Raw genomic sequence first — 26,284 nt, 5'->3', positions numbered from 1 at the left:
TGTTCGTGAACGGCGAGGACGTCCGCTTCCTGGACGGGATCGACTCCGCTACCGGCGACGGCGACGAGGTCAGCATCGTCCCGGCCGTAGCCGGAGGGGCGTAGCCAGCTCCCCTACCCTCCTAGAACGAGGTGTATCCTCCGTCGACCGGTAGGGATACGCCCGTCACGTAGTCTGACGCGCTGCTCGCCAGAAAGACGGCGGCACCACCCATTTCGTCGGGCTCGCCCCAGCGTCCGTGCGGGATGCGCGACTGTATGTACTCGTAACGTTCGGTGTGCTGGGTGCGGATTGGGGCCGTCAGGTCCGTGTGAATCCACCCTGGCAGGATCGCGTTCACCTGGATGTTGTCCTTCCCCCACGCGACGGCGAGGCTTTTGGTGAGCTGCACCACTCCGCCCTTGCTCGCCGAGTATGACGCTACCCAGTCCGAGCCGAACACTGATGTCATCGAGCCGATGTTGATGATCTTTCCGCCGCCTGCGTTCTTCATGTGCGGATAGACTTCGCGTGAGCACAGGAATGTACCGTCGAGGTTGATCCCGACAACCCGCTGCCACTCCTCGAGAGTGTAGTCCTGAGGTGCCTTCCGAATACCGATTCCGGCGTTGTTCACGAGGATGTCGACCCCTCCGAACCCGTCGGCGGTCGCCTGCACAGCGTTGACCACGCTGGCCTCGTCGGCCACATCTATGTCGAGTCCGACGGACTTCACGCCAAAGCCTTTGAGCTCATCCACCGCGGCATCGGTCTTGTCCCTGTTGCGAGCGGCGACGGCGACGTTCGCCCCGGCGCCTGCAAGGGACCTAGCAATGCCGAGTCCTATGCCGCCGTTGCCTCCGGTGACGAGCGCGGTCTTTCCGGTCAGATCGAACTGGTTAGCCATGGTGCGTACCTCATTCTCAGTGAATCGGCCCACGACACAGCACGGATGCCTTGTGGGTAGGCTGTGCTATGAACCGGTTCTGCGATTGTACACGCTAGAGCGTGCCCTGAGGGGGGATCAGGCGATCTTGCGGACCGGTCCATCGGGACGATGCTCGTCCAGAATGGCCGAGGTGTCCCTGTGATGTTCCACGCCGGACTGTCGCTGTTTGGCGAGCAGGTCCAGCGCGAACTCCGAGAGCTTCGGCTCAATGCGAAGCTCCTCCGGAATGTACCGCATGCAGCGGCGCATCATTACCTGGGCCGGACGGCGGGTACGCTCAGTACAGCCATAGGCATAGACGCACATATACGCGATGCACTTTGTCGTCTCACGATATATAGGAGGCACGCGACTCGACGACGGAGGCACGTGCCTACTCAGGTACTGCCCCAGCGGACTGTCCAACCGCTGGGGCAGTGGAGTAACGTGTTGCATTTGCAACCTCGCCTAGAACACAAATGCTAGAAGCAAGTTAATCTCTTTCTTAGACTTATGCAAGGTATTCGCAGACCAATTCTGCACGAGTTTTGCACTCCGCCGATTCCGTTAGGAGCCCCCCTTCGTGCTAAAGTACTTGCTGATAGGAACAGCAACTGATCGGCAACGCCGAGATGACCGCCTCAACGGTCACAAACAAAATCAGGAGTAGAGAATGCCCATACTGGACAAGAACGGAGTCGACACGACGGAGATGTACAAGGGCTTCAAGCGTACGTCTGTAGTTGACGGCGAGCGAGGCTCGACGCAGCTATCGGTCTCTGAGGTGCTGATGGAGCCAGACTCCGCACCCCCCCTGCACGCTCACCCGACAGAGGAGACAATCCTGATCGCCGACGGTGAACTTGAAGCGTACGTCGGAGACGAGACCTACACCGTCACGAAGGGCCAGTTTGTGCTGGCGCCTCCGGGAGTCAAGCACGGCTTCTCAAACAAGTCCGGGAAGCCCGCGCTCATCTACGGGATACACCCGACTCCGGCCGTACAGACCGAGTGGGACCCGGAGTAGGAAGAGACGGCCTAGTCTCTATACCGCCTACCGAGCTCAGTCGCGTCGGATAGCTGGCCGTCCCGGATCTCCTTGACTTCGTCGGCCATTGCGAGCAGCGTCGAGTCGTGCGTGGCTGAGACCACGCTGATTCCCCGCTGCTCGACCATCTCCTTGAACAGGCCGAAGATCGAGCGCGCGTTGTTGGAATCCAGTTCCCCGGTAGGCTCGTCCGCCAGGATCAGGGGCGGCTCGTTGACTATGGCGCGGGCAATGGCGACACGCTGCTGCTCTCCGCCTGACAGCTCGTAGGGCCGGTGGTTGGCACGGTTCCAGAGACCGACGATCTCCAGGGCCTCGCGGGTCCGCTCTTCCCTCTCGCGGGTGCGGACTCCAGCGATGCGGAGCGGCAACTCAACGTTCTCGAACGCCGACAGCAGCGGCAGCAGTCCGAACGACTGGAAAACGAAGCCAATCTTGTGGCGTCGGAGATCGGTCAGATCGTGTTCGCCCATTTCGGCGATGTCCCTGTTCTCGAAGAGCACCTGTCCAGACGTGGGCTTGTCGAGTCCGGCCAGGATATTGAGCAGCGTCGTCTTCCCCGATCCGGAGCGTCCCACGACCGCGATGAACTGCCCCGGCATCACGCTGAAGTTGATGCCTCGCAGGGCGTCGATCTGCTCTGAGCCAAGGAAGTAGGTCCTGCGTAGGTCCACCGTCGTAATCAGCGGGAGGACTCTGCTCATCTGGGTCTATCTCCTGTCTGTAGTGGCTGAGAGGGGCGGGCGTCCACCCTCACCCCAGCCCTCTCCCTCATGGGAGAGGGGGTCTGTCTTGGGTTACTCGCCAGGTACTATCGTGACCCTGCCGTCTTCAACCTTCACGCGTGCCTTCTCTCCGATGTTGAGTTCATCGAGAAGGTCTCTTGGAATCTGGACGCGCCCGTTTCCGTCCACCAGGACGAACTCCTCCAGTGGCTGGTCCACTTCAGCCTCGCCACGGATACGCTGGTACGTGACCCTGCGCCGGATCTCGGTGGACATCTTACCGTCGCGGATCATCACGACGCGGCCTACCTTGTAGGCGATGTCGGGGTCGTGTGTGACGATGAGAATGGTGGTGCCCATCTCCCGGTTCACGGTGCCGAACAGATCGAGGATCTCCGCGGCTGTGGCGTCGTCGAGCTCACCCGTGGGCTCGTCCGCGAGTAGCAGTGGAGGGCGATTCGCCAGCGCAACGGCGATTGCGACTCTCTGCTGCTCTCCGCCGGACAGCTTCTCGGGAGTGTGGTCGAGCCGGTGGCTTAGTCCCACGAGTCCGAGCAACTCTTCTGCCCGCTCCCTGCGCTCTGAGCTGGGAATATTGGTGAGCATCATTGGTAGCGTCACATTCTCGAGTGTACTGAGATACGGGAACAGGTTGCGGCTGGTCTGCTGCCAGATGAAACCGACGTCGATGCGGCGGTACTCCTCGACCTCGCGAGCAGACATGCGTAGAAGGTCCTTGCCTCCCACCATCACGCCACCCGCAGACGGCGAGTCGTACCCGGCCAGGATGTTGAGAAGAGTGCTTTTGCCGCTACCGCTCGCCCCGACGATGGCTACCACCTCGCCAGCATCAACGGCGAGGTCGAGGCCCCTGAGCGCTACTACTTCAAGGTCAGCGATCTTGTAGATCTTGAACACGTCCTGGCAGAAGACGTATGAGGAGTTGTTCATGCTGTGTAGAGTCCTTTGCGATCTGTCCACTCGTTAGATTGTAGCGCACGCAGGCCTGACCAGTAATTCAGGGCAGTCAGGCTCCGTCGCCCTCACACCTCTCCCAGTCTGAGGATGCGCTGTAGTGAGATCCTGCGGACCAGGATGATCACGCCGGCGATGATGACAGCGAACAGAAGACCCATCGCGAGGTACATGATTCCCAGAGTCCCCCAGTTGACGTCCACAACGAACGGCGGGAGAATCCGGGTTCCACTGTCATCGTGCCCCAGGAACGGCATCATGGTCGCGCCCAGTCTGCCTCCCATCCAGGTGCCAAGCGCAAGTCCAGCGCCGATTACGAGCACCTGCTCGAGCAGTACGAGCGTGCTCAGCTGTCTCATGGAGAAGCCGACCGTTCTCATCAACGCGAACTGTATCTCCCGGCTCCTGAACGAAACGTAGGCGTGCACCAGGAAGCCGAGGCCGCTCAACACGAGCACTGCAGAGAAAGCAATGAACAGAAGCGCGCGCCATCCGGCCTCGACCAGCGGGTCGACAGTGGAATCAGCGAGAACTTCTACCCTGTCATGGATTTCCCGGCTCGGGAACGGCTGACTTTCATCGAGCAGACTCAGGAGGTCTTCCCTGTCAGACGATGACCCGTTGGTCGTCATCCATACCTCATTGGGGCGAAGCTCTCCGCCGGTCGCCTCCAGGTTGGCATACGCACTGACCGAGTCCAGGTCTGCGATCAGGTACGAGCGCCTAAACGTCTCGAGCGTGGGGAAGAAGTCGACCACGTCTGTTAGCTCGACCTTGATGCGATGGCCCTGCGCAGAGACTTCAATTACCTCACCGATACGATGCTCATTGACTCGCAGGAACCTGCTCGTCGCGATGACGGGAATCGGCTCCAGGACCGGACCGTGGAATATGCCTCGGCTGACAAGTGGACGCCCCTCAACCCATATAAAAGAGGCCACGCCACTCGTACCGTTCAACCCGTCATTGGTCGACTTGAGCACGTCCGACTGCGACTCAGGGACCGAATTGAGCGTAGTCCAGTCTGAAACAGAGTCGAAGGACTCCAGCACGACTTTCCCGCCGTCCGACCTGGTTGCGAATATCTCGTCTACTGCAATGGACCCGGCCCTGAGACGGTTGCGGCCGTTGGTCTCGAATAGCGTCAGGGACACCAGGGTCAATGGCCGGGCTGGCTGAAGCACGGCGAACTGGCGTAAGCCGGAGCGCTCCACTGGCCGCTCCATGGTCGTCCATGCCGAGTTGTCCAACTCACCCATCTGGTATGTGAAGTACCGTCCATTGGCGTCACGCATTCTCATTGCGAGCATGACACTCGGATGCGACCTGTCGGCCTTGAACGTGACTCCCATCGATTCAGCATCGGCCGGGACATCTATCCCGACAGGGAGAGTCTCGGACTCAAGCGTCGACAGCAGGGAGTCCATCGACGACTCTGAGAAGTCGTCCCTGAACCAGCCCATCTCACTGATCTGCTCGCCCTCGATGGCAAACATGGTGTACGAGTCGGCCAGCAGCTTCGACAGGTCTGACCCGAACCCTCGGAACGCGAGGCTTACGTCTTCAACTGCGGGCAGGTCCTGATAGGACTCTCTCATCGATACGGACTGCCCTCTCGTGTTCAGCAGAGCGCCGACCAGCCGGACGTCTGTCCCGGTCGAGTACAGCGCGCGATCCGAGAAGCTGCGCTGCAGAGTCCCTCCGAAGCTGGCCGCAAAAATGCCGAGTCCCGCCATGAGGATCAGCATCAGCGACAGCCGCGCGTAGTGAGTCGGGTTCCTTGCCATCTGCCAGATGCCGAGTACAAGTCCTGCAGACAGGAACGACGACAGCAGCGCACTCGAAATCCTCATGAACAGTGGGAACAGCCTGAGGAGCACCAGTGCGGAGGCCACCAGGACGACAGCCGGCACTGCAAGGAGAAGCTGGTCTGTAGCCACTTCTCCAAACACCCCGACAGCCACGACAGAGCCCTGTTCTGAGAGCTGCCTCAGCAGGAGCACAGCAACAATCAGGAGCAGGACGTCGAGATAGTAACGTTGGTAGAACGGCTGAGTGTAGGGCCGGGAGGACTGGTGACGGAAGGTCGTCACGCTCATTCGCGATGCCTGTATCGCGGGGACCATAAGTGCAGCGAAACTGAGCAGCCCTCCGAGCGCGCTCATCAGATAAGCACCGGGCGATAGGGATACGGACAGCAGCTCACCGCCGCTGAGATCCGAGAATGCGGGAGTGATGCCGAGCAGGCTGATCACTCCGGCTGCCAGAAGAGGAGCGACCGCTATCGCCAGAACGGCGATTGTAACGCCTTCCAGTACGTACACCGAAAGCACCTGGGCCGCGCTCGATCCCCTGCTCTTCAGGAGCACGATCTCGCCCCGCTGCTGCTCGACCACCAGCGAAGACAGCGTGATCACGTAGTACAGAATGACCACCGAGATCAGTATGAGTATCACGAACATCGGCAGCTTGGAGAAGAACAGCCTAACGTCGTACTCGAACAGGGACTCTTCGAGCTCAGTAATCTGCCTGTAGCTGAACAGGTTCGTGGACAGCCGGTCCTCCATCGCATTGATGGACCGTCGCGCGAAGGTCGCGTTCCTGGCGTTCAGCGTACTCGTGTCCACCATCAGCAGCCAGCTGAAGACGCTGTCGAGCTGCCTGAAGGTATCTCCCAGCGCTTCGTAGTACGCCCTCTCAGTAAGATAGAACGGAAGCGTCTGGAAGCTTCTCGCAGTGGCTGCGTTGAAAATCTTGTCGTTGAGGTACCAGAACTCGTCGTCCGGGTTGTTACGTGTGAATGTGCCGGTTATGACGACGTGGATGAACGGCGAGGAGTCAGACCAGTACGGGACCGCAGCGAGGCGGTCGCCTACTTCCACCCCGAGGTCGTTCGCGGCATCCAGCGGCACGATAGCCTCGACTGTCGGCTCACCGCCCGGAGCGTTGACGTACCCATCGCCAGATGGCCGGCTCCCGGGCTGCAGGGTAATGTGGTCATAGAGTCTCGGAAGGTTGCCGAAGAAGGCGCGGGGATTGTCTGTGTCGGCCGTTTCTTCCTTCCCGACCTCAGACAGGAAGAAAGTAGCGGTCTTTACGCCGGTTGTCTTGTCACGGAGCATCCACGAGATGCGGTCTTCGATCTCGCGCTCGGTCTCGGCAATGACCTTGTCCCGCTCAGCGTATGTCGTGGGGCCGCGGTCGGACTTGAGAGCGATGTTAGTGTCGTTGACGCTGAGCTTGTTGAGAGCGTTCTTGAGCGCCAACTCCCTGAGTGCGTCGAAGTAGATGACAGTTCCTGCCATGATGGTGGCGGCCAGAAGAACGCCTACCACGACCGTGGACATGAGCTGCCAGTTGGCGAGCGACCTCCGCGCGACCTGTGGCCAGACCGTTATCAGCCTGGAGAAGAGTCCCATCACTCCCCCTGTTCAGGAGCTGAGAGATGGGAGACTGTAGATAGGGTCATCCTCATTTCTGCATTTTACTTATGTGACTAGTTCCAAGCAGGTCACTCACCCTCCAAGCGGGACATTTCGTGGATGTTCACCCTGGAGACAGAGCGGGCAAGCCACAGGAGCGCCCCGACGAATATGACCACCAGCGTGGCATAGATCGGCCCCATGAACTCCCAGTTCGTGGTCAGGATGAACGGAGGCACCACAGGATGGCCGTCTTCGGTAACCGCGAGCGCTGTCACCATGATGTTACTCATGGCGAACCCCGCAATAGTACCCAGAACCAGTCCCATGCCGACAACCACCAGGTGCTCGGAGCCGAGGAGTCGAGTCATCTGACTGCGCCTTAGCCCGAGCGCCTGCAGGAAGCCGACCTCCGCCCTGCTCTGTCCCGCAAACGAGATCAGGTAGGTGATGTACCCGAGCGCAGACACGAACACGATGACGGCGAAGGTGACGAGTACCATTGCACGCCACCCTGCGGTGATCAGGGGGTCGAGTCGTACTGTCTCCAGCAGCCTCGTGCGGTCGTGCACGAGGTGAGGCGCCCGCGCAAGGGCCAGCCCGTACATGTAGGCCTCGTCGCCTGCCCCCGGCGCCTCCTTCAGGATCAGCTCATTGGGCCTGATGCTCCCGATTGGCGTCAGGATGTTCAGATGGCGGAGGAGGCTGTCCAGGTCTGCAATCAGGAAGCCGTTGCCAGCCGGGTCCATGGTCGGGAAGTAGTCGACCGTGTCCACTAACCGCACTGGTATCAGCCTGCCAAACACATTGACTATCAGGGCATTGCCAACGACGGTGCCGGTGCGCCTCGTGAAACTCGTGCTGGCAACCACAGGAACAGGGCCACCGGTGGGACTTCTGTAGAACCCGCGAATGCCCCTGTCCGTGTCCTTGCCGAACGTGAACACTCCCGAGCGCGCGCCACTCTTGACGTCCTGCCGGGTGAACCCGATGGTGTCCCTGGAAATCATCGATGTCGAGAGCGGAGTCCACTTGTTCAGCCCTTCGAAATCATCAAGCATGACTCTTTCGGCGCTGCCTCTCACGGAGGCCTGTATGTCGTCGAGAAGCAGGGCCCCCGCAGTTCCGGCCGGGCCGAACGCGGGCTCGTACACTTGAACGCTGACCAGATTCAGAGGCGGCTCGAGGTGTGATGGAATCATGGAGCCCCTGAGAGTCCACTCCACACCCGAGACGGGGCCGAAGGTGATGGTGTCCGTAACGCCACGATGGTCCTGCAGCACCATCCACAGGAACATGTTTGGGTAGTCGTCCATCGTCCGGGTCCAGACGTAAATGTTCTCGGCCCCCTCAGGCAGGTCGATACTGGGCTGGTTGGCCCCGGACCTGAGCAGACTCATCACCTGCGGCAGAGGCCGCTCTGAGAAGTCGTCCCGGTACCAGGTAACGTATGGGAAGTCGTCCGACTCGACCGCAAGCACGCCGAAGCTGTTGCCCGAGTACGTGGCCCCGACCGAACCATCTCCCCTCAGGGCCAGCGAGACAGAGGTGACGCCTGCCATGGTCAGGTATCTGCTCTTGATCTCCTCGGTGCCCTCCGCGAAGTGGGTGGGCATACCGGTGACGCGGAGGTCGGACGCAACCTCATACAGGATTCGCTCTTCGTAAGACCGGTCTAGCGTACCGCCGACAGTGGTGGCCAGTACCCCAAGTCCGGTTACCATCACGATCAGCAGCACAAGCCAGCTGTACTGGAGCGGGTTACGCCCCATACGCCAGATTGCCATGGACATCCACACTGGGTAGACCCTGGACAGTCTGCGGAGGGCGACGAACGCGACCTGCAACGGCACCAGCGCGCCGAGCATGATGGTGGGGATGTATGCGGCCGCATCTGAGTCAGGGACGTCGAAGTAGATGAACAGGACGATCAGGACAGCCTGTGAGACCAGACCCAGGATGAACGGTACTCGACGCCGTGTCTTCCAGGTGCCGAAGTACGCCAGTCCGATGAGCGCGATGTGGACAGCGCTGCTGATCCAGCCGAGCTCGTCCCCTGCCCTGACGTGCTGCAGCGCAATTATCAGAGCGATGCCTGCCAGAGTTGCTGCCGCGCCCAGATGCAGTAGCGAGGGTGAGTCGCCGCTCAGGTAGCGAACGATCAGGGGGAAGAACCTCATGAACAGTAACGCGACGACCGTGAGCAGCAGCACCGGCGCGAACAGCAACGCCTCGTTGATCCCTCTGTCTCCAAAGAGCCCACCGGATATGATCTGTCCGCGAGCGAACAGTTCCCAGAAGACCAGCCCACCTATCACCATGAGTCCCACGTCTATGTAGTAGCGTTGGAAGAACGGCGCTACTGGCGGCCGCGAGGAACGCAGCTTGTGCACGATTAGCCCGGTCCTGGCGCCGACGACTCCCGGGACTACATAGATTGCCAGGCACAGAAGGCCGACTGCGACAGCCACCAGGAACGGCGTCGCTTCCAGTGAGACCGGTAGGTACTCTCCCAGGGTTATGTCCTTGAAGTAGCCCAGCTTGCCAGAGAGCATGATGGCCCCCATCGCCAGGAATGGCGCGATGACCGTTGCGACCACGGTGATTGCGATTCCCTCCAGGGCATAGATGCGCGCAAGCTGCCAGGCGCTGACTCCCCGGCTCCTGAGCAGAGCAACGTCTGACTCACGGCTGGACACCAGGTAGGAGACCATCATCAGAATGTAATACAGGACGGTGATGGCCGTAACCACGAGCAGCAGCAGCAGAGGAACGCTCGTGAAGAAGCTGCGTTTGTCGAACGTGTCGAGCAGCCCCCTGATGCCCGTCAGGACGACCGAGCCGGGCATCGCGTCGGTTATCTCTATCTCCATCTCGCGCAGCCGGGAGCGGACATCGTCCTTGTCCCACCTCTTCAGCGCCTCCCTGTCAACGGACACGAACCAGCTCGAGTTGACAAGTGTTCCCGGATAGGCGCGTCCAACACCATCGACGAGGACCGGCTGAGTGACGAACACCGGCAGCGGCGGTTCATCCGGGTCGACCTCCACCTCGGCATCCGGAAGCTCCTCAAGCGGCGCCGGATCAAGGAATATGTTGGGATTCTGCTGCCAGTACTCCTCAGTCGGGTCGGTCGGCTCAACGACACCTACGATCTCGACCCTGGCACGCATCGGATGGCTGAGCGAAGGTGTAAAGATAACCACATCGCCCATTTCGAGATCGAACGCGTCCTTGGCAGGCTCGCCAATGATGGCTTCCATACTGGGTCTGCCGTCATCCCAGACGACCTGGTCCGATGCCATCCGACCATCAAGGAAAGTAACGTGCTCGTCAATGCGCTCGATGTGTTGGAAGTACCCTCGGGAGACCCGCGTGCCATCTTCACCCACGTGTGACAGCGGCACCAGGGGCGACAGGGGTGTTCCTACGATGAAAGTAGGCGACTTCAGGTATCGGACACGACCCCTGTTGATCTCAGCGATGTTATCGTCTAACGCCTGGTCGAATGCCTGCTCAGTAGAGTTTAGAGAGGCCCCATCCAGCGTTATGTAAGGTGACGCCGCGTAGATATTGAGGTAGGATTGGTTCGCGCGGTCGATCGCCGTATCTATTCCCTGGCGTTCAAGCGTGCTTATGTAGACCGGCGCGCCGGCCAGGAGTGTGGCTGCAATGGTGATCCCTATGAATATCGCCGCGAGCAGCTTCCAGTCGTCAGACAGACGCTTGGAGATGAAGGATAAGATCGTCATCCCGACCACCACCAGCCAGTGGCTGGACATACAAAAAGGACGATAAGAGGGTCCGCTGGTTTCAGGAGCTTACGGGCCCTAACTCAGCTATCTGCAGAGCACGAGAGCAGGCTGCTGCACGGTGACACGGCCGGAGAGTGTGGTCCGGCCGGTCCGTTTCGCAACAGTTCATAGCCCAATTGCAGACGCCACCGCTTCGAGGTGGACGTCAGCGTCTCCAAACATCAGCTCAGCTGCCTTGGCTCTGCGTGAGTATAGCTGCAAATCGTACTCTTTGGTGAATCCCACGGCCCCGTGACTCTGGTGAGCGAGGGCGCATACACGCCGGTAGGCCTCCGATACCCACGCTTTCGCCATAGAGACCTCGCGGTCGGCAGGCATGCCCTGTGCCAGCGACCACGCAGCCTGGTAGGTGATGTAACGGCATCCATCGACGTCGGCCGCCATGTCAGCAGCGTGGTGCTGGACAGCCTGGAAGGACCCGATGGCCCGACCGAACTGAATTCGCTCCTTCGCATACCGAACAGTCATTTCCAGCACTCGCTGCGCTCCACCCAGCATCTCGGCGCACTTCCCTGCCGCGCCCCACTTGAGCACGGTAGCGATTGTATCCCAACCGCCGTTGAAGTCGCCCAGAATGGAAGCCTCGTCAACCGTTACGTCATCGAATGTCAACTCGGATTGCCGGTCCGAGGCGATGGTGGTGAGCAGCGACTGCTTCAACCCACCTGCGTTGGATGGCACTATGAACAGGCTGACGTCTGTCTCGCCATCTCCTGTCCTGGCGGCGACGATGACGTAGTCTGACACGTGCGCGTTCGGCACGTAGAGCTTGGTGCCGTTGATGACGTACCCGCCATCTGTCCGGCGCGCGGTCGCTTCGATCCCACGCGGCTCCCACAGCCCGCTGGGCTCGGTTATGGCCATCGTGGCGATTAGCTGACCTTGCGCTATGCGTGCGAGGTATTCGTTTTTCTGGTCTTCGGTACCTGCCTCGGCCAGCGCTACACCAGCCATGACAACGGTGGAGAAGTAAGGCCCGGGCAGTAGCGCGCCTCCCATCTCTTCCAGAAGGATCGCAAGCTCCACGAAGCCAAGACCCTCGCCCCCAACGTTCTCGGGGAATGCGAGCCCAAGCCATCCCATTTCAGCCATCGAACCCCAGAGTTCCGGCGAGTATCCACGCTCATCCTGCTCCATGTCCCTGACGTAGGAAACGGGGCACTCAGATTCCAGGAACTCGCGTGAGCTGTTTCTGAGCATCTGCTGGAACTCGTTGAGTCCTAGATCCAAGGTGGAGCCTCCTGTAAATGCGTAGGGGCGCACATCGGTGCGCCCCCGGCTTGATCGGGTCCCGTATCAGCGTACGGGACGTGTCTTCAGTTGTTGCCGTCTGCATGACATGCCGAGCCTATGAGCCGCCCACCACCATGCAGGTCACAGTCCGAACGATTCCAGATACAGTATGGACTTCCCGCGTCACGATCTGCCCGACGGCGTTCAGGTCATTCGCCGACACGACCGCGATGATGTCGTAGGGGCCGGTGACCATATCAACGGCATCCACGCCTGGCAGCGCGTCTAGTGCGCCCGCAACTCCTTCGGACTCGCCCACAGCGGTCTCGATCAGAACATAGGCCTTCGTGCTCATTGGCTTACTCTCCGTGCGCAGTATCGCGCAATGTGAACTCTCAGCTTGAAAAAGTGCCTGCATTCTAAAGTTGGCCATCAAATGGTGTCAATTGGATGGGTCGCGGAAGGGATCCGGTCCTAGTACTCGCTTGACAAGGCACAAAGCAGGAAATATATTTCAGGCTAAGTGGCCGGATACGCATTGGGATTTCTGGAGGTGGGGATTTCACACTTTCTGGCTTAACACTTCGTCGAATTTCTGCGAACGTAAGGGAATACCAAGAGGAGGAATGGGATGAGTCGCAAATCACGTGCAATGTCGGCGATTTTAGTACTCTTGGGAGTACTTCTGTTGAGCCTGTTAGTGGCCTGCACCGGAACGGAACCTGCTGAACCTCAGATTATCGAGGTTGAGAAAGAGGTCATCAAAGAGGTCGAGGTGATCAAGGAGGTACCGGTCGAAACGATCGTTACCAAGGAGGTCATCAAGGAAGTACCAGTAGAGAAGATTGTGACCAAGGAGGTCATCAAAGAGGTCGAAGTGCAGGTTCCCGTGACGCCGAAGGAGGTTCCCGCACTGGCACAGCCGACACCCGCCCTCCCAGCGGCGCTGATCGCCGAACAGGACAAGTACGGCGGGAGCCTGAAGGTCGTCTCCCAGGCCAGCGTCAAGAGCATGGACCCCGCCTTCGCTCCAGCCTATGTGACTACCGTCACCTCCCAGCACATCTTCGAACAGCTCTTCGCATGGGATGCCAGCTACGTGGCGCAGCCGCAGATGGTAGATTCCTGGAAGCTCACGAACGACGGCAAGACATATGAGATCACCCTTCGAGACGGGCTGATCTTCCACAACGACAACCCCGTTACGTCTCACGACGCTATAGCCTCCCTGGGCCGCTGGTGGGAGAAGCAGGCGGCTGGCAAGTTGGTGTTCCAGTCCATGGCCGAAGGTGGGATCCAGGCTGTTGACGACAAGACGTTCACGATGACTTTCCAGGAGCCTTTTGGAGCGCTTCTAAACGCGGCCAGCATCCCGCACCGATATCCGGCCACTTTCACTAAAGAGGCCGCCATGTTGACGGCCTTCGAGGACATTGGTGAAGAAAACATCATCGGATCGGGGCCGTATAAGTTGAAGCTGTGGGAACCAGGCAACCGCATCGTCCTGGAACGCCACGAGAAGTATTCGCCGCGCAGTGAACCCGGCAGCTTCCTGGCAGGAGGGAGTGTCCCCTACCTGGACGAGATAACGTGGGTGGAGATTCCGAACGAGGAGACGAAGATAGCGGGTCTGGAGACCGGTGAGTGGGACATTGTCGATGGAGCAGGTCTGGACTTCTACGACCAGCTCAGCATGAACCCAGACATCAGGATTGCCAGCTATCCTGGTCACCAGTCGACTATTCAGATCCACGTTGGCGTACCACCGACCGACAACAAGCTGGTACGACAGGCGATCCTGGCAGCGATCGATGCCGAGGCGTTCATGAGCTCGCTCGGACCGAGTGAGCTCTGGTCCCTTTGCGGGTCGGTCTACTATTGCAACACTCCACTGGAGAGCCAGGGCGGCGCAGACCTCTACAACCAGAACAACATTGAGAGAGCCCGAGAACTGATCAAGGAAGCTGGTGCCGAGGGCGCGACCATCAAAGTGATGAATCCGAACGACTACGGAACCATCACTCCGCTCGGACTGGTCCTCAAGCCGATGCTTGAAGACATTGGTCTAACGGTCGAGATGCCTGGAATGGACTGGGCGACCCTCATTTCCAAGATCCGCGGCGACGACTACAACATGTTCACCACCTGGTGGGCACAGTGGGCGGTTGCCGACCCGATCACTGATGTGGTTGTCGCTAGTACCGCAGGTTACGCGGGAGACTACAACAACCCGCGATTCCAGGAACTCCGCCTGCAATACGCGGCAGCTCAAACTGCGGATGAGCGGCTGAGCATCGTCGATGAGATCCAGGAGATCTACCTCGACGAAGTGCCCAAGATTTGGCTCGGGCAGTTCTCGTCAATTTTCCCACATCGGACCACCGTCCAAAATCTGGATGTACCTGCGATTCCGATGTTCCTGAACGTCTGGATGGACAATTAGCGACGTAGTTTCCGCTCACCCTCTCCGGAAGTGGAGGGGGTGAGCAGTATCTCCACGATTACTGGATAAGTCATGACGGGTTACATTATCAGACGCGTCCTGGCCACCTTGCCTGTGTTGTTGGTAGTGGCGCTGGTCGTATTCGCTCTGATCCGGTTCGCTCCAGGGGATCCGGCAGCCATCATCGCCGGACAGGAGGCGACCCAGGAGGAGGTCGAAGGAATCAGGCGCCAGCTTGGGTTGGACAGACCACTGCCGGTACAGCTAGGCATCTGGTTCAGGGACATACTAAGGGGCGACCTGGGACAGTCGATTCTATCCAAGCACGAAGTCTCAGAGCTCATAGTCCAGCGTGTCGTACCAACCCTTTCGCTGGCCGTGTTAACGGAGATATTTGCGCTCGCTGTAGCTATACCAATCGGTGTACTCGCCGCCTGGAAGGCCAACTCATGGATTGACCGTGTGGTGATGGTGTTCGCGACGCTCGGATTCTCCATCCCGGTCTTCTGGCTGGGTTTCATACTGATCTTCTTCTTTGCAGTCAAGATTCCGCTATTTCCCGCTGCTGGGTACGTTGCACCTTCTGAAGACATGATTTCGTACTTGCATCGACTAGCGCTCCCAGCTCTCGCAACAGGTGTGATAATCATGGCGCTGATCGCACGCATGACCAGGGCCACTGTGCTTGAGACCCTCAATGAGGACTATGTCCGGACAGCGCGTTCCAAAGGGCTGAGTGAGAACCTCGTACTCATCCGACATGCCCTGAGAAATGCGGCCCTGCCGATCATTACAGTCGTCGGTCTTGGCGTTGCCGCTCTGCTCAGCGGGTTGGTCGTGACTGAGAGCGTGTTTGGAATTCCAGGACTTGGACGTCTGCTTCTCAACGCCATAGTTTCGAGAGACTATCCGATCATCCAGGGAACGATTCTCATAATCTCGGTCGTCTACGTGATTATCAACCTCCTCGTGGACATCTCCTACGCCTTCTTTGATCCGAGAGTCAGATACTGATGGCGCAGAGAGAAGAACAGGCGACCCCGGAGGTTGCGAAGTGTTCGGCACTGAGCCTGCGCTCAGCGACATCACGTCTGTGGGTCCTGAGCAAGCGCAACCCGACCATGATGGGTGGTATCGCGATCGTACTCGTCATGGTAGTGCTGTCGATCCTGGCGCCCCTGCTCAACACTATTGACCCTAAAGAGATCGATCCGAGAAACAGGTTCCTCTCCCCATCGATGGATACATGGTTCGGTTCGGACAACGTTGGACGCGACGTCTACTCGAGAACAATCTATGGCACCAGGGTCTCGCTCATCGTGGGGTTCGCGGTCGCCGTCATAGCCACCTTCTCGGCGGCTATGATTGGAGTCCTTTCCGGCTACTATCGTAAAGTCGACGCCGTACTCATGCGTGTGATGGACGGGTTGATGTCTATTCCGTCAGTGTTGCTGGCGATGGCCCTGATGGCTCTCCTGGGCGGAAGCGTACAAAACGTCATAATCGCGCTGTGCGTAGTGGAAACACCCAGAGCGGTGCGAATCGTAAGATCATCGGTGCTGAGCCTGAGGGAGCAGATGTTCGTCGACGCCGCCAAGGCGCTGGGGACGTCACCTGTCAGGATTCTTTACCTCCACATACTGCCGAATACACTCGCGCCACTCATCGTGCAGGCAACGTACATTGGAGCGTCCGCCGTCCTGGTGGAGGCGTATCTGAGCTTCCTCGGTGCAGGACCTCCTCCCGATGTCCCCAGTTGGGGGAACATCATGGCCGAGGGTCGAAACTACATAAGGCGAGCCGTGTGGGTGATCTTCTTCCCCGGAGTGTTCCTCACGCTGACCGTGCTTGGAATCAACCTTGCGGGAGACGGACTTCGGGACAATCTGGACCCGAGGCTCAGGCGCCGGATGTAGGGGTCGGTTAGGGTCAGAGTACCCGGAGCCTGTGACAGTTTGGTCGGTAGCGCTTCTTGTCATGCTGAGGCGAATGCCGAGGCATCTGATGACCAGGCAACATTGAGGGCTGGAAGATGCTTCGCTCCGTTTCACTTCGCTCAGCATGACAGTTCCAGCTGCCAGACTGATACAGGCTCGTCATTTCATGTCTAAATTGACAAGCAATTTGCTTCGCTGTATCGTTCCGACGCATAGAGCAGTCCACCATCTACGAATTCAGTGTGGATTGCCCCCCTTGTGTGGTTGGCAGATAAGGTGAGGAGAATGTCTTGCGTGTTTTGAGTCCCGTTCTTGCAGCGATTGCGATTCTTGCAACTATCCTGGTGATTGGTGCCTGCCAAGGCGACGCTGAGCCTGAGGTGGTAGAGGTAATCAAAGAGGTAGAGGTAATCAAAGAGGTCGAAAAGGTCGTAGAGAAAGAGGTTGAAGTCGAAAAGGAAGTCGTCAAAGAGGTCGAGGTCGAAAAGGTTGTAGAGAAAGAGGTAGTAAGAGAGGTTGAGGCCCAGCTCTCCCCGGCACTTGCTCTTGAAGCAGCCAGGTACGGAGGCGACTTAAGAGTAGTGGCCCAAGCCAGTATCAAGTCTCTCGACTGTGACTTCACCAGCGCGTACGTGTGCGGCGCGGTCCACCTCCACTATCAAGAGGGGTTGCTCGCCTACGACGATGACTTCAATCCCAAGCCTCAGTTGCTTGAAGACTGGTCGGTTTCGGGCGATGGAACAACGTACACCTTCACCCTGAGAGAGGGGCCGACATTCCACAAGAATGGTCGTCACATCGCCTCCTCAGACGTGCTCGCCTCAATGGAGCGCTGGATGAAGCGTCAGCCTGCCGGCAAGACGCTGAGCAAGGTCCTGGCCGAACCCGGAATGGCGGAGATAGACGACCTCACATTTGAGATTAACCTGACTCAGCCCTACGGTGCGCTAATATCGCACCTCGGTCAGCTCCGGTCCAGAGCGATTATGTGGCCGCAGGAGATCGCAGTACTGGAACCCACGGAAGATGTGGGCGTGGACAACTACATCGGCACGGGCCCCTACGAACTGGAGAACTGGGAAGTCGGCAACAGGGTCATCCTGCAGCGCTTCGAGGACTATGTTCCCCGGTCCGACCCACACAGCAACTTTGCAGGAGCACAGATACCGTACATGGACAGGATCCTCTGGCTGGAAGTTCCAGCTGAGGAGACCAAGATCGCCGGCCTGAAGACGGGTGAGTGGGATATCGTTGATGGTGCCAGCCTCGACTTCTACGGTGAGATGGAGGCACACCCGGATATCGATGTCGCGCTGGACAAGCCTGGCAAGAAGTCTGCGCTGGTCTTCAATGCGTCGAAGTGGCCAACCAGCGAAGTGAAGTTCCGCCAGGGAGTTCTGGCGGCAATCGACCCTGCAGCCTATATGGCGGCGCTGGGCCCTGAGGAACTCTGGACGCTTTGCGCAACCGTTTTCCACTGCGGCACGCCTCTGGAGTCCCACGAGGGTGACGATCGGTACAACCAGAAGAACATAGAGCATGCGAAGAACCTCATCGCAGAGTCGGGCTACAACGGTGAACCGATTCTGCTGATGAACCCCAATGACTACGGCACAATCACTCCTCTGGGCCCTGTGTTCAAGCAGCAGATGGAGGACATAGGTGTCAACGTAGATATGCCAGGAATGGACTGGGCGACCCTGATATCCCACATAGGAGACCTGGACTTCTGGCACATGCACAGCACATGGCATGGCTTCTACGGGATCCATGACCCAATTACCGACGGCTGGGTTAACGGCTCCGCCCGCACGGGCTACGAGAGTGCAAGGATGGTGGAACTCTCAAACGAATACGCCTCTGCCATGGACCCCAAGGATCGGGCCCGAATCGTCAGCGAAATCGAGGACCTGTTCTGGGATGATGTCCCCTTCCTCGGCCTGGGACAGTTCTTCCTGACGACCCCATACCGCAAGTGGGTCAAGAACTTCACCGTGATCAAGGGGATGCAGAACTACAACAATGTTTGGGTAGAGGGCCGCGAATAGGCGGAAAACCCGCTTGAGCGCCCACTGCCATTAGGCCACTCCAACTAGAGGAAGAGGTCGGAGGCGTGCAGATGTCGCCCTTCCGACACCACGTTCTCCGACCCTTCCCAGGACTTTCGCTGCAAGGATCGGTATGACCGGATACGTAGTCAGACGGATATTGTCCACAATTCCGGTATTGCTGGTTGTGTCGCTCGTTGTGTTCGCCCTAATCCGTCTGTCGCCAGGGGACCCTGCTGCACTCATCGCCGGTCATGAGGCGCTCGAGGGAGAGGTCGAAGCCATCCGCGAGCAGCTTGGACTGAACCGCCCGCTCCCCGTGCAGTTGGGAATCTGGTTTAGAGACATCCTTCAAGGAGACCTTGGCCGTTCCATAGTCTCGAAACACCCAGTGCTCGACCTGATCCGCCAGTGGGCTGTTCCAACGATCTCACTCGCGATCCTAACCGAGATAATTGCAGTTAGCCTGGCAATACCTCTTGGTGTTCTCGCCGCCTGGAAGGCGAATACCTGGGTAGACAGATTCGTCATGGTATTTGCGACCCTGGGGTTTTCAATACCCGTCTTCTGGTTGGGCTTCCTGATGATCTACCTCTTCGCTGTCCAACTGGATCTCTTTCCAGCCGCGGGATACGTTGCCCCGACCGAAGGCTTCCTGCCATTTCTCCATCGAATGATCATGCCTGCCGTCGCGACCGGTGTGATCCTGATGGCCCTGATAGCCCGTATGACAAGGGCAACCGTTCTGGAGATACTCAGTGAGGACTACGTTCGGACCGCGCGAGCCAAGGGTCTGGCTGAAAGGTCGGTCCTGATCCGTCACGCTCTTAGAAACGCGGCACTCCCGATCATGACGGTAATAGGACTCGGGATCGCCGGCGTCCTGAGCGGTGTGGTAGTGACCGAAAGCGTCTTTGCCATACCGGGACTCGGCAGGCTCCTGATAAATTCGATCCTCGCCCGCGACTACCCGATAATCCAGGGCGTGATACTGGTGGTGTCCTGCGTCTACGTCTTCGTGAACCTGTTAGTAGACATCTCCTACGCCTACTTCGATCCGCGAGTCAGGTACTGATGGCGGAGGAACCACGGGCAGGCATCACCCTCAAGCCGGCAACCACTCGTGAAGTGGTTGGTGGGCTACTGACGAGCCTCAGGAAAGTCTCTGCCAGGAATCCAACAATGGTCGCGGGGATAGCGGTCGTACTGGCAATGCTGCTGATCGCCATCTGCGCCCCGCTGATCGCGTCCAGTGACGCAGGCGACGTTGACCCGTTCAACAGGTTTGCCGAGCCACAGTCAGAGTTCTGGTTCGGTACCGACAACCTGGGCAGGGACGTATTTTCCAGAACCATATTCGGCACAAGGATATCGCTCACCGTCGGGCTGTCTGTGGCATTGGTATCGCTCATCAATGCAATCCTGATCGGGCTTCCCGCGGGATACTACCCGAAGCTGGACACAGTCATAATGCGCCTTATGGATGGGCTGATGTCCATCCCTTCCGTCCTCCTGGCGATGGCTATGATGGCACTGCTGGGCGGCAGCATGCAGAACGTCATAATTGCATTGACAGTGGTTGAAACGCCGCGTGCCGTGCGCGTGGTGAGGTCTTCGGTACTGAGTTTGCGCGAGCAGATGTTCGTAGACGCCGCGCGCGCGGTGGGGGTACCGCCGGTCCGCATCCTGGCTCGATACATCCTGCCCAATACTATGGCGCCGTTGATTATTCAGGCGACATTCATCTGCGCGGCCGCAATTTTGACTGAGGCGTACCTCAGCTTCCTCGGCGCTGGCCCGCCGCCGGAGATCCCGAGTTGGGGGAACGTCATGGCGGAGGGACGGAACTTTATTTCACGTGCCGTGTGGGTCATCTTCTTCCCCGGCCTCTTTCTGACCATAACCGTTCTGGGGGTCAACCTTGCGGGAGATGGCCTGCGAGACAGCCTCGATCCCAAACTGAGACGCCGGATGTAGTACCCTGCTCGAAAAGCTTGGTGAGATCATTCAAATGCGCTCTCTACTTCTGACGTTACTGATTTTCGGCACACTGGTTCTGGTGTCAGGAGCCTGTGGAGGCGGGTCCGGAGACCAGCAGGATGAGCAGGTAGTTCTGCCCACTCCGATGGTCGTGATAGATACGCCCACTCCTCTCCCGACCAACAGCATGTCTTTCGCTCGGGGTACCCACACGACCACCCTGCTTCAGGACGGACGTCTGCTGGTCGCAGGCGGCGATGACGGCAGCGGACGGCTCGAGGCAATCACGGACACTTCTGAGCTCTACGACCCGTCAACCGGGCGCTGGGAGCCCGGAGGGGCCATGGGCCGCCAGCGTACACAGCACGCCGCCGTGCTGCTCAATGACGGACGGGTGCTGTTGGTAGGAGGAGCGGGAGTTCTTCAGGCCGGGATCCAGGAACAGCAACTCGAACGGCCGCTTATAGAGACCGACCTATTCGACCCTGCCAGCGCAACATGGTCATTCGCAGGAGACATCAGCATCCTGCGAGACTACGTCGCCGCTGCCCTGCTGTCCGACGGGTCCGTCCTGGTCGCCGGCGGAAACGACGGCAAGGGTACCGACACATCCGTGCTCGCTTCTGCTGAGGTTTTCGACCCTGCAACTGGCCAGTGGTCATCTGCGGGCACCATGTCCCAAACCCGTCAGGGACACTCCCTCGTGCCGCTCGACAACGGGATGGCGCTGGTTGCCGGTGGCGACGCTGGTGATGACCCTTTCCAGTCGGTCGAGATATACGACCCGTCTTCCGGTACCTGGTCTGCCACTGCCGACATGGCCGATGCTAGGGAACGCTTCGCGGCGGTGGTACTGCAGGACGGTAAGGTACTTGTGGTAGGTGGTGGTGGGACATCAGGACGTCTGGCATCGGCCGAGTTATACGATCCCGCCACCGGCAGTTGGACGTCCGCGGCTGAAATGAGTACACCTCGCCTCAAGCCGTCGGCAGTCGTATTGCAGGATGGCAGAGTTCTGGTCGTCGGCGGCCTTGGATCTGGGCAGTTCGTCGCCGCTGCGGAGGTGTACGATCCAGCCACGGATAGCTGGTCGGATGCAGGATCCATGGAAACCGGACGAGGGTTCCACACAGCCACGCTAATTGACGACGGAAGAGTCGTCGTAACCGGTGGCTTTGGGTTCAGTGGCCCGACCAATTCAACGGAAATCTACGATCCGGACTCGAACTCCTGGTCAGTTGCAGACCCCTCTTAACGTACCCTCTGACTACAACCTTTCGAGCTTTCATGTCTAACCCCGGCATAACCGCAGTGCCTGGAATCAACGTCGGGCACTACACAGACCCCGAGAACGCAACCGGCTGCACGGTCGTATTGTGCGAAGACGGCGCCGTGGGCGGTGTGGACGTTCGCGGTTCTGCGCCCGGGACGCGTGAGACAGACCTGCTGTCGCCGACCGCGATGGTGGACAGGGTCCACGCGGTGCTTCTCAGCGGCGGCAGCGCCTTCGGACTGGCCGCTGCTACAGGCGTCGTCGAGTATCTCGAGGAGAAAGGCGTCGGCATCGAGTTCGGCAACGCCACCATACCGATAGTCCCCGCTGCGATTCTGTTCGACCTGGGAATGGTTACACACGAGGTCCGCCCAGACGCCAGGGCGGGAAGGCTCGCCTGCGAAGCATCCCACGGTGGCGAGGTCGCCGAGGGCACCGTCGGAGCAGGTACGGGAGCCACCGTCGTCAAGCTGCTGGGACGCGATAGATGCATCAAGGGCGGCATTGGAACGGCGAGTGTTCATCTAGGCAACGACGTGACAGTTGGCGCAATCGTCGCAGTCAACGCAGTCGGAGGCGTGGTCGACCCGGAGACATCACAGATCGTTGCCGGTCCACTCAGCGATGACGGCGTCACCATGCTGGACTCAATGAGTCTGATAACCAGTCCAGATTTCGAAGGCCCGCAGCCACCACCCGGAGAAAACACCACCATCGGCGTTGTAGCGACCAACGCGACACTGACAAAGTCGCAGGCCAACAAGCTGGCAGCGGTCGCCCACGACGGTCTCGCGATGGCTGTCAGGCCCGCACATCTGATGAGCGATGGTGATACCATATTTGCCCTGTCTACGCGGCAGCATGAAGGCCCGGTCAACATGAACCGTCTCTGCGCGGCAACGGCAGTGAGCGTAAGCAGGGCGATAGTGCGAGCCGTACAGAAGGCAACAGGACTAGACGGCGTGAAGTCCGTCTCTGAGTTATCTGAATGAGAGACATCGACAAGTCCACACCCATTGGCTTCATCGGCGCCGGCGCGGTTGGAGGTTCAATCGCGGTGGCGTTGCACAATGCGGGATATCCCGTGGTTGCCACTGCCAGCCGGACTCACGCCTCGGCACAGTCTCTCGCAGACCGCATTCCGGGTTGCGTGCCCTACCGCAGCCAACAGAAGCTTGTCGACTCGGTGGGGATCGTGTTCATCACCACACCCGACGACGCGATTAGCGACGTATGCGAGTCGCTGAAGATTAGAGAGGGACAGGGCGTAGCACACTGCTCGGGCGCTGCGAGTCTCGATCTCCTCGACGCGGCCGCGGAGCAGGGCGCACTCGTAGGCGCGTTCCACCCGCTGCAAGCGTTCTCCTCAGTTGACGAAGGCGTACAGAACATCCCAGGAGTGACTTTCGGCATCGAGTCGGCCCCGGAGATGCATGACTACCTGGAGCAGATGGCACACGACATCGGGGGCAACCCGATCTTCCTGCGGCCCGAGGACAAGGTTCTCTATCATCTTACGGGCGTGCTGATGGGCAACCTGCTCGCGGTGCTCGCGTCCGTCGCAGCATCGGTATGGCCGAAGTTCGACCACACTCGCGACGAGGGCATCAGGGCGCTGACTCCCATGATGGGCGCGGTCGCAAGGAACCTGGACGCCAACGGAGTGCCCCAGGGCGTTGCCGGCCCCTACCCTCGCGGCGATGTCGGGACGATCCGTAAGCATCTCGACGCCCTGAAGTCGCACGCGCCAGAGTTCCTGCTGCTGTACTGCGAGCTGGCGCTGGCAGGGCTGCCTTTCGCTGTGGAGAAGGGATCTCTCAGCGAAGAGCTATCTGCCGAAATCGAAGACAGGCACATAGTCAGGTCATAATCGACGGACTTCACTCGATTCGAGGAGGTACCAATGCGAGTTACGATCAGAGACCTCAGGCGGATGAAACGGAACGGGGAGAAGATCCCCATGATCACCGCCTACGACTACACCTCAGCCCAGCTGGTCGAGCGGGCCGGCATCCCCCTGATTCTAGTCGGCGACAGCCTCGGCCAGGTCGTTCTGGGCTACGATTCCACCGTGCCGGTGACCATGGACGAGATGGTCCATCACATCAAGACCGTCGTTCGGGGCACCCAGCGCGCTCACGTGGTCGGAGACCTGCCCTTCCTGAGCTACCACGCCGATATCCCTGAGGCGATCCACAATGCAGGACGCCTGCTCAAGGAGGGCGGAGCGCAGTCGGTAAAGCTCGAAGGCGGACGCACCCAGGCAGAAACGGTCAGCCGCATCGTCGAGAGCGGCATCCCGGTCATGGGCCACATCGGGCTAACGCCACAGGCGGTCAACCAGCTCGGCGGCTACAGGGTCCAGGGACGAAGCCTCAAAGACGCCGTACGTCTCATGGAGGACGCCAGAGCGCTTGAGGAGGCCGGAGCTTACGCCATCGTGCTCGAGTGCGTTCCGGCCCAGCTTGCGGGCATGATTACCGAACGCGTCGGCGTGCCGACCATCGGTATCGGGGCAGGTGCGGGCTGCGACGGCCAGGTACAGGTCTTCCACGATATGATGGGTCTGTACCAGGACTTCGTTCCCAAGCATGCCCGGCAGTACGCGCAGTTGGGACAGACGATCATCGAGGCGACCCAGGGCTATATCCGGGACATCGAAAACGAGCAGTTCCCCGACGACTCCGAGAGCTTCAAGCTGAACGAGGACGTGCTGGAAGAGCTGTCCGAGTACTCAGCCAAGCCTGTCTAGCCGCGTGACATCACCCGCAGACCTTGAGGCGATCATCGCGGAGACGACCGCCGTGATCGAACTCGATCCGGACAACGCCGAAGCCTGGTTCAAACGCGGCAACGCCCACTCGAACAGAGGCGAGTACGTCCAGGCTAAGACCGACATGGAGCGGGTGGTCGAACTCGAACCGGCGAATGCGATGGCCCACAATAACCTCGGGGTCGCCAACCTGTGCCTCGGCAACTTCGGGGACGCCGTGGACAACACTTCTCGCGCTATCCAAATCGACCAGGAGTACCGGGACGCCTACCACAACAGGGGACTCGCACACTCAGAGGTCGGAGACCTGGAGTCGGCCCTATCAGACTTCAACATGGCCATAGAGCTCGATTCAGAGTACTGGCCTGCCTACCGCCACAGGAGCGTCGTCAACCACCTGCTCGGCAACTCCGACGCCTCCTACCAGGATTTTCTTCGAGCGCGAGAGCTGGAGGCTGGTTAACTCGTCAGGGACCGTCCGTCGATCAGGCCTTCGGCCTGAAGATGCCGAATGAGCTGGTGTAGCCGTGCAGGTACGTCGAGCCCGACACCTGCCCGATCTCGCCGTTGCAGAAGAAGCCGGCCAGCGGGATGTCGCCGACCTTGTCGCGGAACATGTCCGTGTCGTGGTCGGGTCGACCGTACAGGTACTCGCCGCGTCCCAGGCACTGGAACAGTAGCGCACCGTTGCCTGATGTCTGAACGCCGTCCGACGTGTACTGGTTCAGCATATCGTTGAGGTCCTGCGACGATGTCTCGGCGTCTCTCAGGTGGAACTGGACGATCTGACCCTCTTTAAGGTACTCGCCCACGGCCAGGGCGCCGCGCTTCGCGTCCAGGCCGATGATGTTCCTGATCAGGAAGTCCCCCAGTTTTGGTTCGTCGTTGAATTCGTCCATCACCACGCCGAGGAAGAGCGAGTGCTGGGCAAGCTGCTGGTCGCGTTCGCTCATCCCGGCGAACAGTTCTCTCAGTACGTCGAAGGTACTCCGGCCGTCAAGCTCCATTAGCATGTTTCGGTCAGACCCGGTAATCTGCATCCGCCCGCCGATGGGCCTACAGCCCTGCGCGACTATCGTGTCGACAGCCACGTTCCCGTGTAGCGCAACACCGACAGCCCCCGACCTGTGCACCTCTTCTCCAAAGTACAGCGCGTTGGCGCCGGGCTGCTGTCCGCCGGACGCCAGACCGCCGATCTTCGCGCTTTTAGGGAAGGCGTAGTCGAGTCCCATGAGAAGGTGCTCGCCCTGGACGCTGAACGGGTCGGACAGCAGCAGGAACTGTGGGTCGTCCTGGACAGTAACGCCCAGCATGTCCTCCCACAGGTGAGGCGGGGCATCTCCGTCGGGCAGATCGGAGTTCTCGATGTGGAACGCCGCCACAGTCGTCTCAGGCAGTACGGCTACCGCAATCGAGAAGCCGGGCCGGTTCTCCACCTCTCTGCCGGCTCCGATTACTCCTCCGCCGGAGCAGCCAACCAGAACGCACTCCCCGATCAACTCTCTCACGAGCGAGGGAAGCTCCTCGTACCGGGCGGCATGGTGAGCGGAAACGAAGACGACGGCGAGGTCTGGACTCTGTTCGCCAAGCGCTTCCCTGATCTCGGTCGCGCACTCGGCAACCGCGTACTTGAGAAACCTGTGCTCCGATACGGAAGTTACCCACTTCATCGTCCGCCCTCCCGATGAAATCTAGTCCTCGACGA

22 protein-coding genes are annotated in these 26,284 nt (G+C 59.5%); 13 read left to right on the top strand and 9 right to left on the bottom strand.

What is annotated here, in order from left to right:
* Positions 1–104 (top strand): MoaD/ThiS family protein (locus J4G14_07840; protein MCE2457714.1); only part of this gene is annotated, 104 nt, incomplete at its 5' end.
* Positions 105–121: 17 nt separating this feature from the next.
* On the opposite strand, the gene J4G14_07835 is transcribed toward J4G14_07840, so the two are convergent.
* Complete coding sequence (locus J4G14_07835) at positions 122–886, bottom strand: glucose 1-dehydrogenase (protein MCE2457713.1); 765 nt, start codon at positions 884–886, stop codon at positions 122–124.
* 117 nt (positions 887–1,003) lie between these two features.
* On the bottom strand, positions 1,004–1,363 hold the full coding sequence (locus J4G14_07830) for a hypothetical protein (protein MCE2457712.1): 360 nt from the start codon (positions 1,361–1,363) through the stop codon (positions 1,004–1,006).
* A gap of 217 nt (positions 1,364–1,580) precedes the next feature.
* On the opposite strand from J4G14_07830, the gene J4G14_07825 reads away from it, so the two are divergent.
* Positions 1,581–1,934 carry a cupin domain-containing protein gene (locus J4G14_07825; GenBank protein MCE2457711.1) on the top strand — a complete coding sequence of 118 codons (354 nt, stop codon included), beginning with the start codon at positions 1,581–1,583 and terminating at the stop codon, positions 1,932–1,934.
* A gap of 11 nt (positions 1,935–1,945) precedes the next feature.
* Here the strand turns inward: J4G14_07825 and J4G14_07820 are convergent, their stop codons facing one another.
* The 6 genes from J4G14_07820 to J4G14_07795 all read right to left on the bottom strand — a co-directional run bounded on the left by J4G14_07820 (position 1,946) and on the right by J4G14_07795 (position 12,480).
* Positions 1,946–2,659 carry an ABC transporter ATP-binding protein gene (locus tag J4G14_07820; GenBank protein MCE2457710.1) on the bottom strand — a complete coding sequence of 238 codons (714 nt, stop codon included), beginning with the start codon at positions 2,657–2,659 and terminating at the stop codon, positions 1,946–1,948.
* Positions 2,660–2,752: 93 nt separating this feature from the next.
* On the bottom strand, positions 2,753–3,631 hold the full coding sequence (locus tag J4G14_07815) for an ATP-binding cassette domain-containing protein (protein ID MCE2457709.1): 879 nt from the start codon (positions 3,629–3,631) through the stop codon (positions 2,753–2,755).
* A 92-nt stretch (positions 3,632–3,723) separates the two neighbouring features.
* Positions 3,724–7,074 (bottom strand): hypothetical protein, encoded by a 3,351-nt coding sequence (locus J4G14_07810; GenBank protein MCE2457708.1) that lies wholly within the window; start codon positions 7,072–7,074, stop codon positions 3,724–3,726.
* A gap of 92 nt (positions 7,075–7,166) precedes the next feature.
* Positions 7,167–10,829: an FtsX-like permease family protein gene (locus J4G14_07805; protein MCE2457707.1), complete on the bottom strand. Its 3,663-nt coding sequence runs from the start codon at positions 10,827–10,829 to the stop codon at positions 7,167–7,169.
* 168 nt (positions 10,830–10,997) lie between these two features.
* Positions 10,998–12,122 (bottom strand): acyl-CoA/acyl-ACP dehydrogenase, encoded by a 1,125-nt coding sequence (locus tag J4G14_07800; GenBank protein MCE2457706.1) that lies wholly within the window; start codon positions 12,120–12,122, stop codon positions 10,998–11,000.
* 118 nt (positions 12,123–12,240) lie between these two features.
* Positions 12,241–12,480, bottom strand: a complete 240-nt coding sequence (locus tag J4G14_07795) for an Lrp/AsnC ligand binding domain-containing protein (GenBank protein ID MCE2457705.1) — start codon at positions 12,478–12,480, stop codon at positions 12,241–12,243.
* A gap of 333 nt (positions 12,481–12,813) precedes the next feature.
* On the opposite strand from J4G14_07795, the gene J4G14_07790 reads away from it, so the two are divergent.
* The 11 genes from J4G14_07790 to J4G14_07740 all read left to right on the top strand — a co-directional run bounded on the left by J4G14_07790 (position 12,814) and on the right by J4G14_07740 (position 25,042).
* Positions 12,814–14,568, top strand: a complete 1,755-nt coding sequence (locus tag J4G14_07790; protein MCE2457704.1) for a hypothetical protein — start codon at positions 12,814–12,816, stop codon at positions 14,566–14,568.
* A gap of 72 nt (positions 14,569–14,640) precedes the next feature.
* Complete coding sequence (locus J4G14_07785) at positions 14,641–15,582, top strand: ABC transporter permease (GenBank protein MCE2457703.1); 942 nt, start codon at positions 14,641–14,643, stop codon at positions 15,580–15,582.
* Positions 15,582–16,484 (top strand): ABC transporter permease, encoded by a 903-nt coding sequence (locus tag J4G14_07780; GenBank protein ID MCE2457702.1) that lies wholly within the window; start codon positions 15,582–15,584, stop codon positions 16,482–16,484. The genes J4G14_07785 and J4G14_07780 overlap by 1 nt, the downstream gene beginning before the upstream one ends.
* 311 nt (positions 16,485–16,795) lie before the next feature.
* Positions 16,796–18,553, top strand: coding sequence for a hypothetical protein (locus tag J4G14_07775; GenBank protein ID MCE2457701.1), 1,758 nt, complete (start codon positions 16,796–16,798; stop codon positions 18,551–18,553).
* 133 nt (positions 18,554–18,686) lie between these two features.
* Entirely contained in the window at positions 18,687–19,628 is a 942-nt protein-coding gene (locus J4G14_07770) for an ABC transporter permease (protein ID MCE2457700.1), read from the top strand.
* The gene (locus J4G14_07765) at positions 19,628–20,530 is read left to right on the top strand and encodes an ABC transporter permease (GenBank protein MCE2457699.1); all 903 of its coding nucleotides are present in this window, start codon (positions 19,628–19,630) and stop codon (positions 20,528–20,530) included. Before J4G14_07770 ends, J4G14_07765 begins: the two co-directional genes overlap by 1 nt.
* 34 nt (positions 20,531–20,564) lie before the next feature.
* Positions 20,565–21,788 (top strand): hypothetical protein, encoded by a 1,224-nt coding sequence (locus J4G14_07760; protein MCE2457698.1) that lies wholly within the window; start codon positions 20,565–20,567, stop codon positions 21,786–21,788.
* Positions 21,789–21,820: 32 nt separating this feature from the next.
* Positions 21,821–22,798 (top strand): P1 family peptidase, encoded by a 978-nt coding sequence (locus tag J4G14_07755; protein MCE2457697.1) that lies wholly within the window; start codon positions 21,821–21,823, stop codon positions 22,796–22,798.
* A complete protein-coding gene (locus tag J4G14_07750; GenBank protein MCE2457696.1) occupies positions 22,795–23,676 on the top strand; it encodes a DUF2520 domain-containing protein in 882 nt (293 codons plus the stop codon). The genes J4G14_07755 and J4G14_07750 overlap by 4 nt, the downstream gene beginning before the upstream one ends.
* Positions 23,677–23,709: 33 nt before the next feature.
* A complete protein-coding gene (panB, locus tag J4G14_07745) occupies positions 23,710–24,558 on the top strand; it encodes a 3-methyl-2-oxobutanoate hydroxymethyltransferase (protein MCE2457695.1) in 849 nt (282 codons plus the stop codon).
* 4 nt (positions 24,559–24,562) lie between these two features.
* Entirely contained in the window at positions 24,563–25,042 is a 480-nt protein-coding gene (locus tag J4G14_07740; GenBank protein MCE2457694.1) for a tetratricopeptide repeat protein, read from the top strand.
* A 22-nt stretch (positions 25,043–25,064) separates the two neighbouring features.
* Here J4G14_07740 and J4G14_07735 read toward each other — a convergent pair whose 3' ends face one another.
* Positions 25,065–26,249, bottom strand: coding sequence for an FIST C-terminal domain-containing protein (locus J4G14_07735; protein MCE2457693.1), 1,185 nt, complete (start codon positions 26,247–26,249; stop codon positions 25,065–25,067).
* Positions 26,250–26,284 lie beyond the last annotated feature (35 nt).

Source organism: Dehalococcoidia bacterium (assembly GCA_021295915.1).
Classification (GTDB): Bacteria; Chloroflexota; Dehalococcoidia; order Lucifugimonadales; family UBA1123; genus VXRN01.
This window is presented reverse-complemented; position numbering and strand designations above follow the sequence as displayed.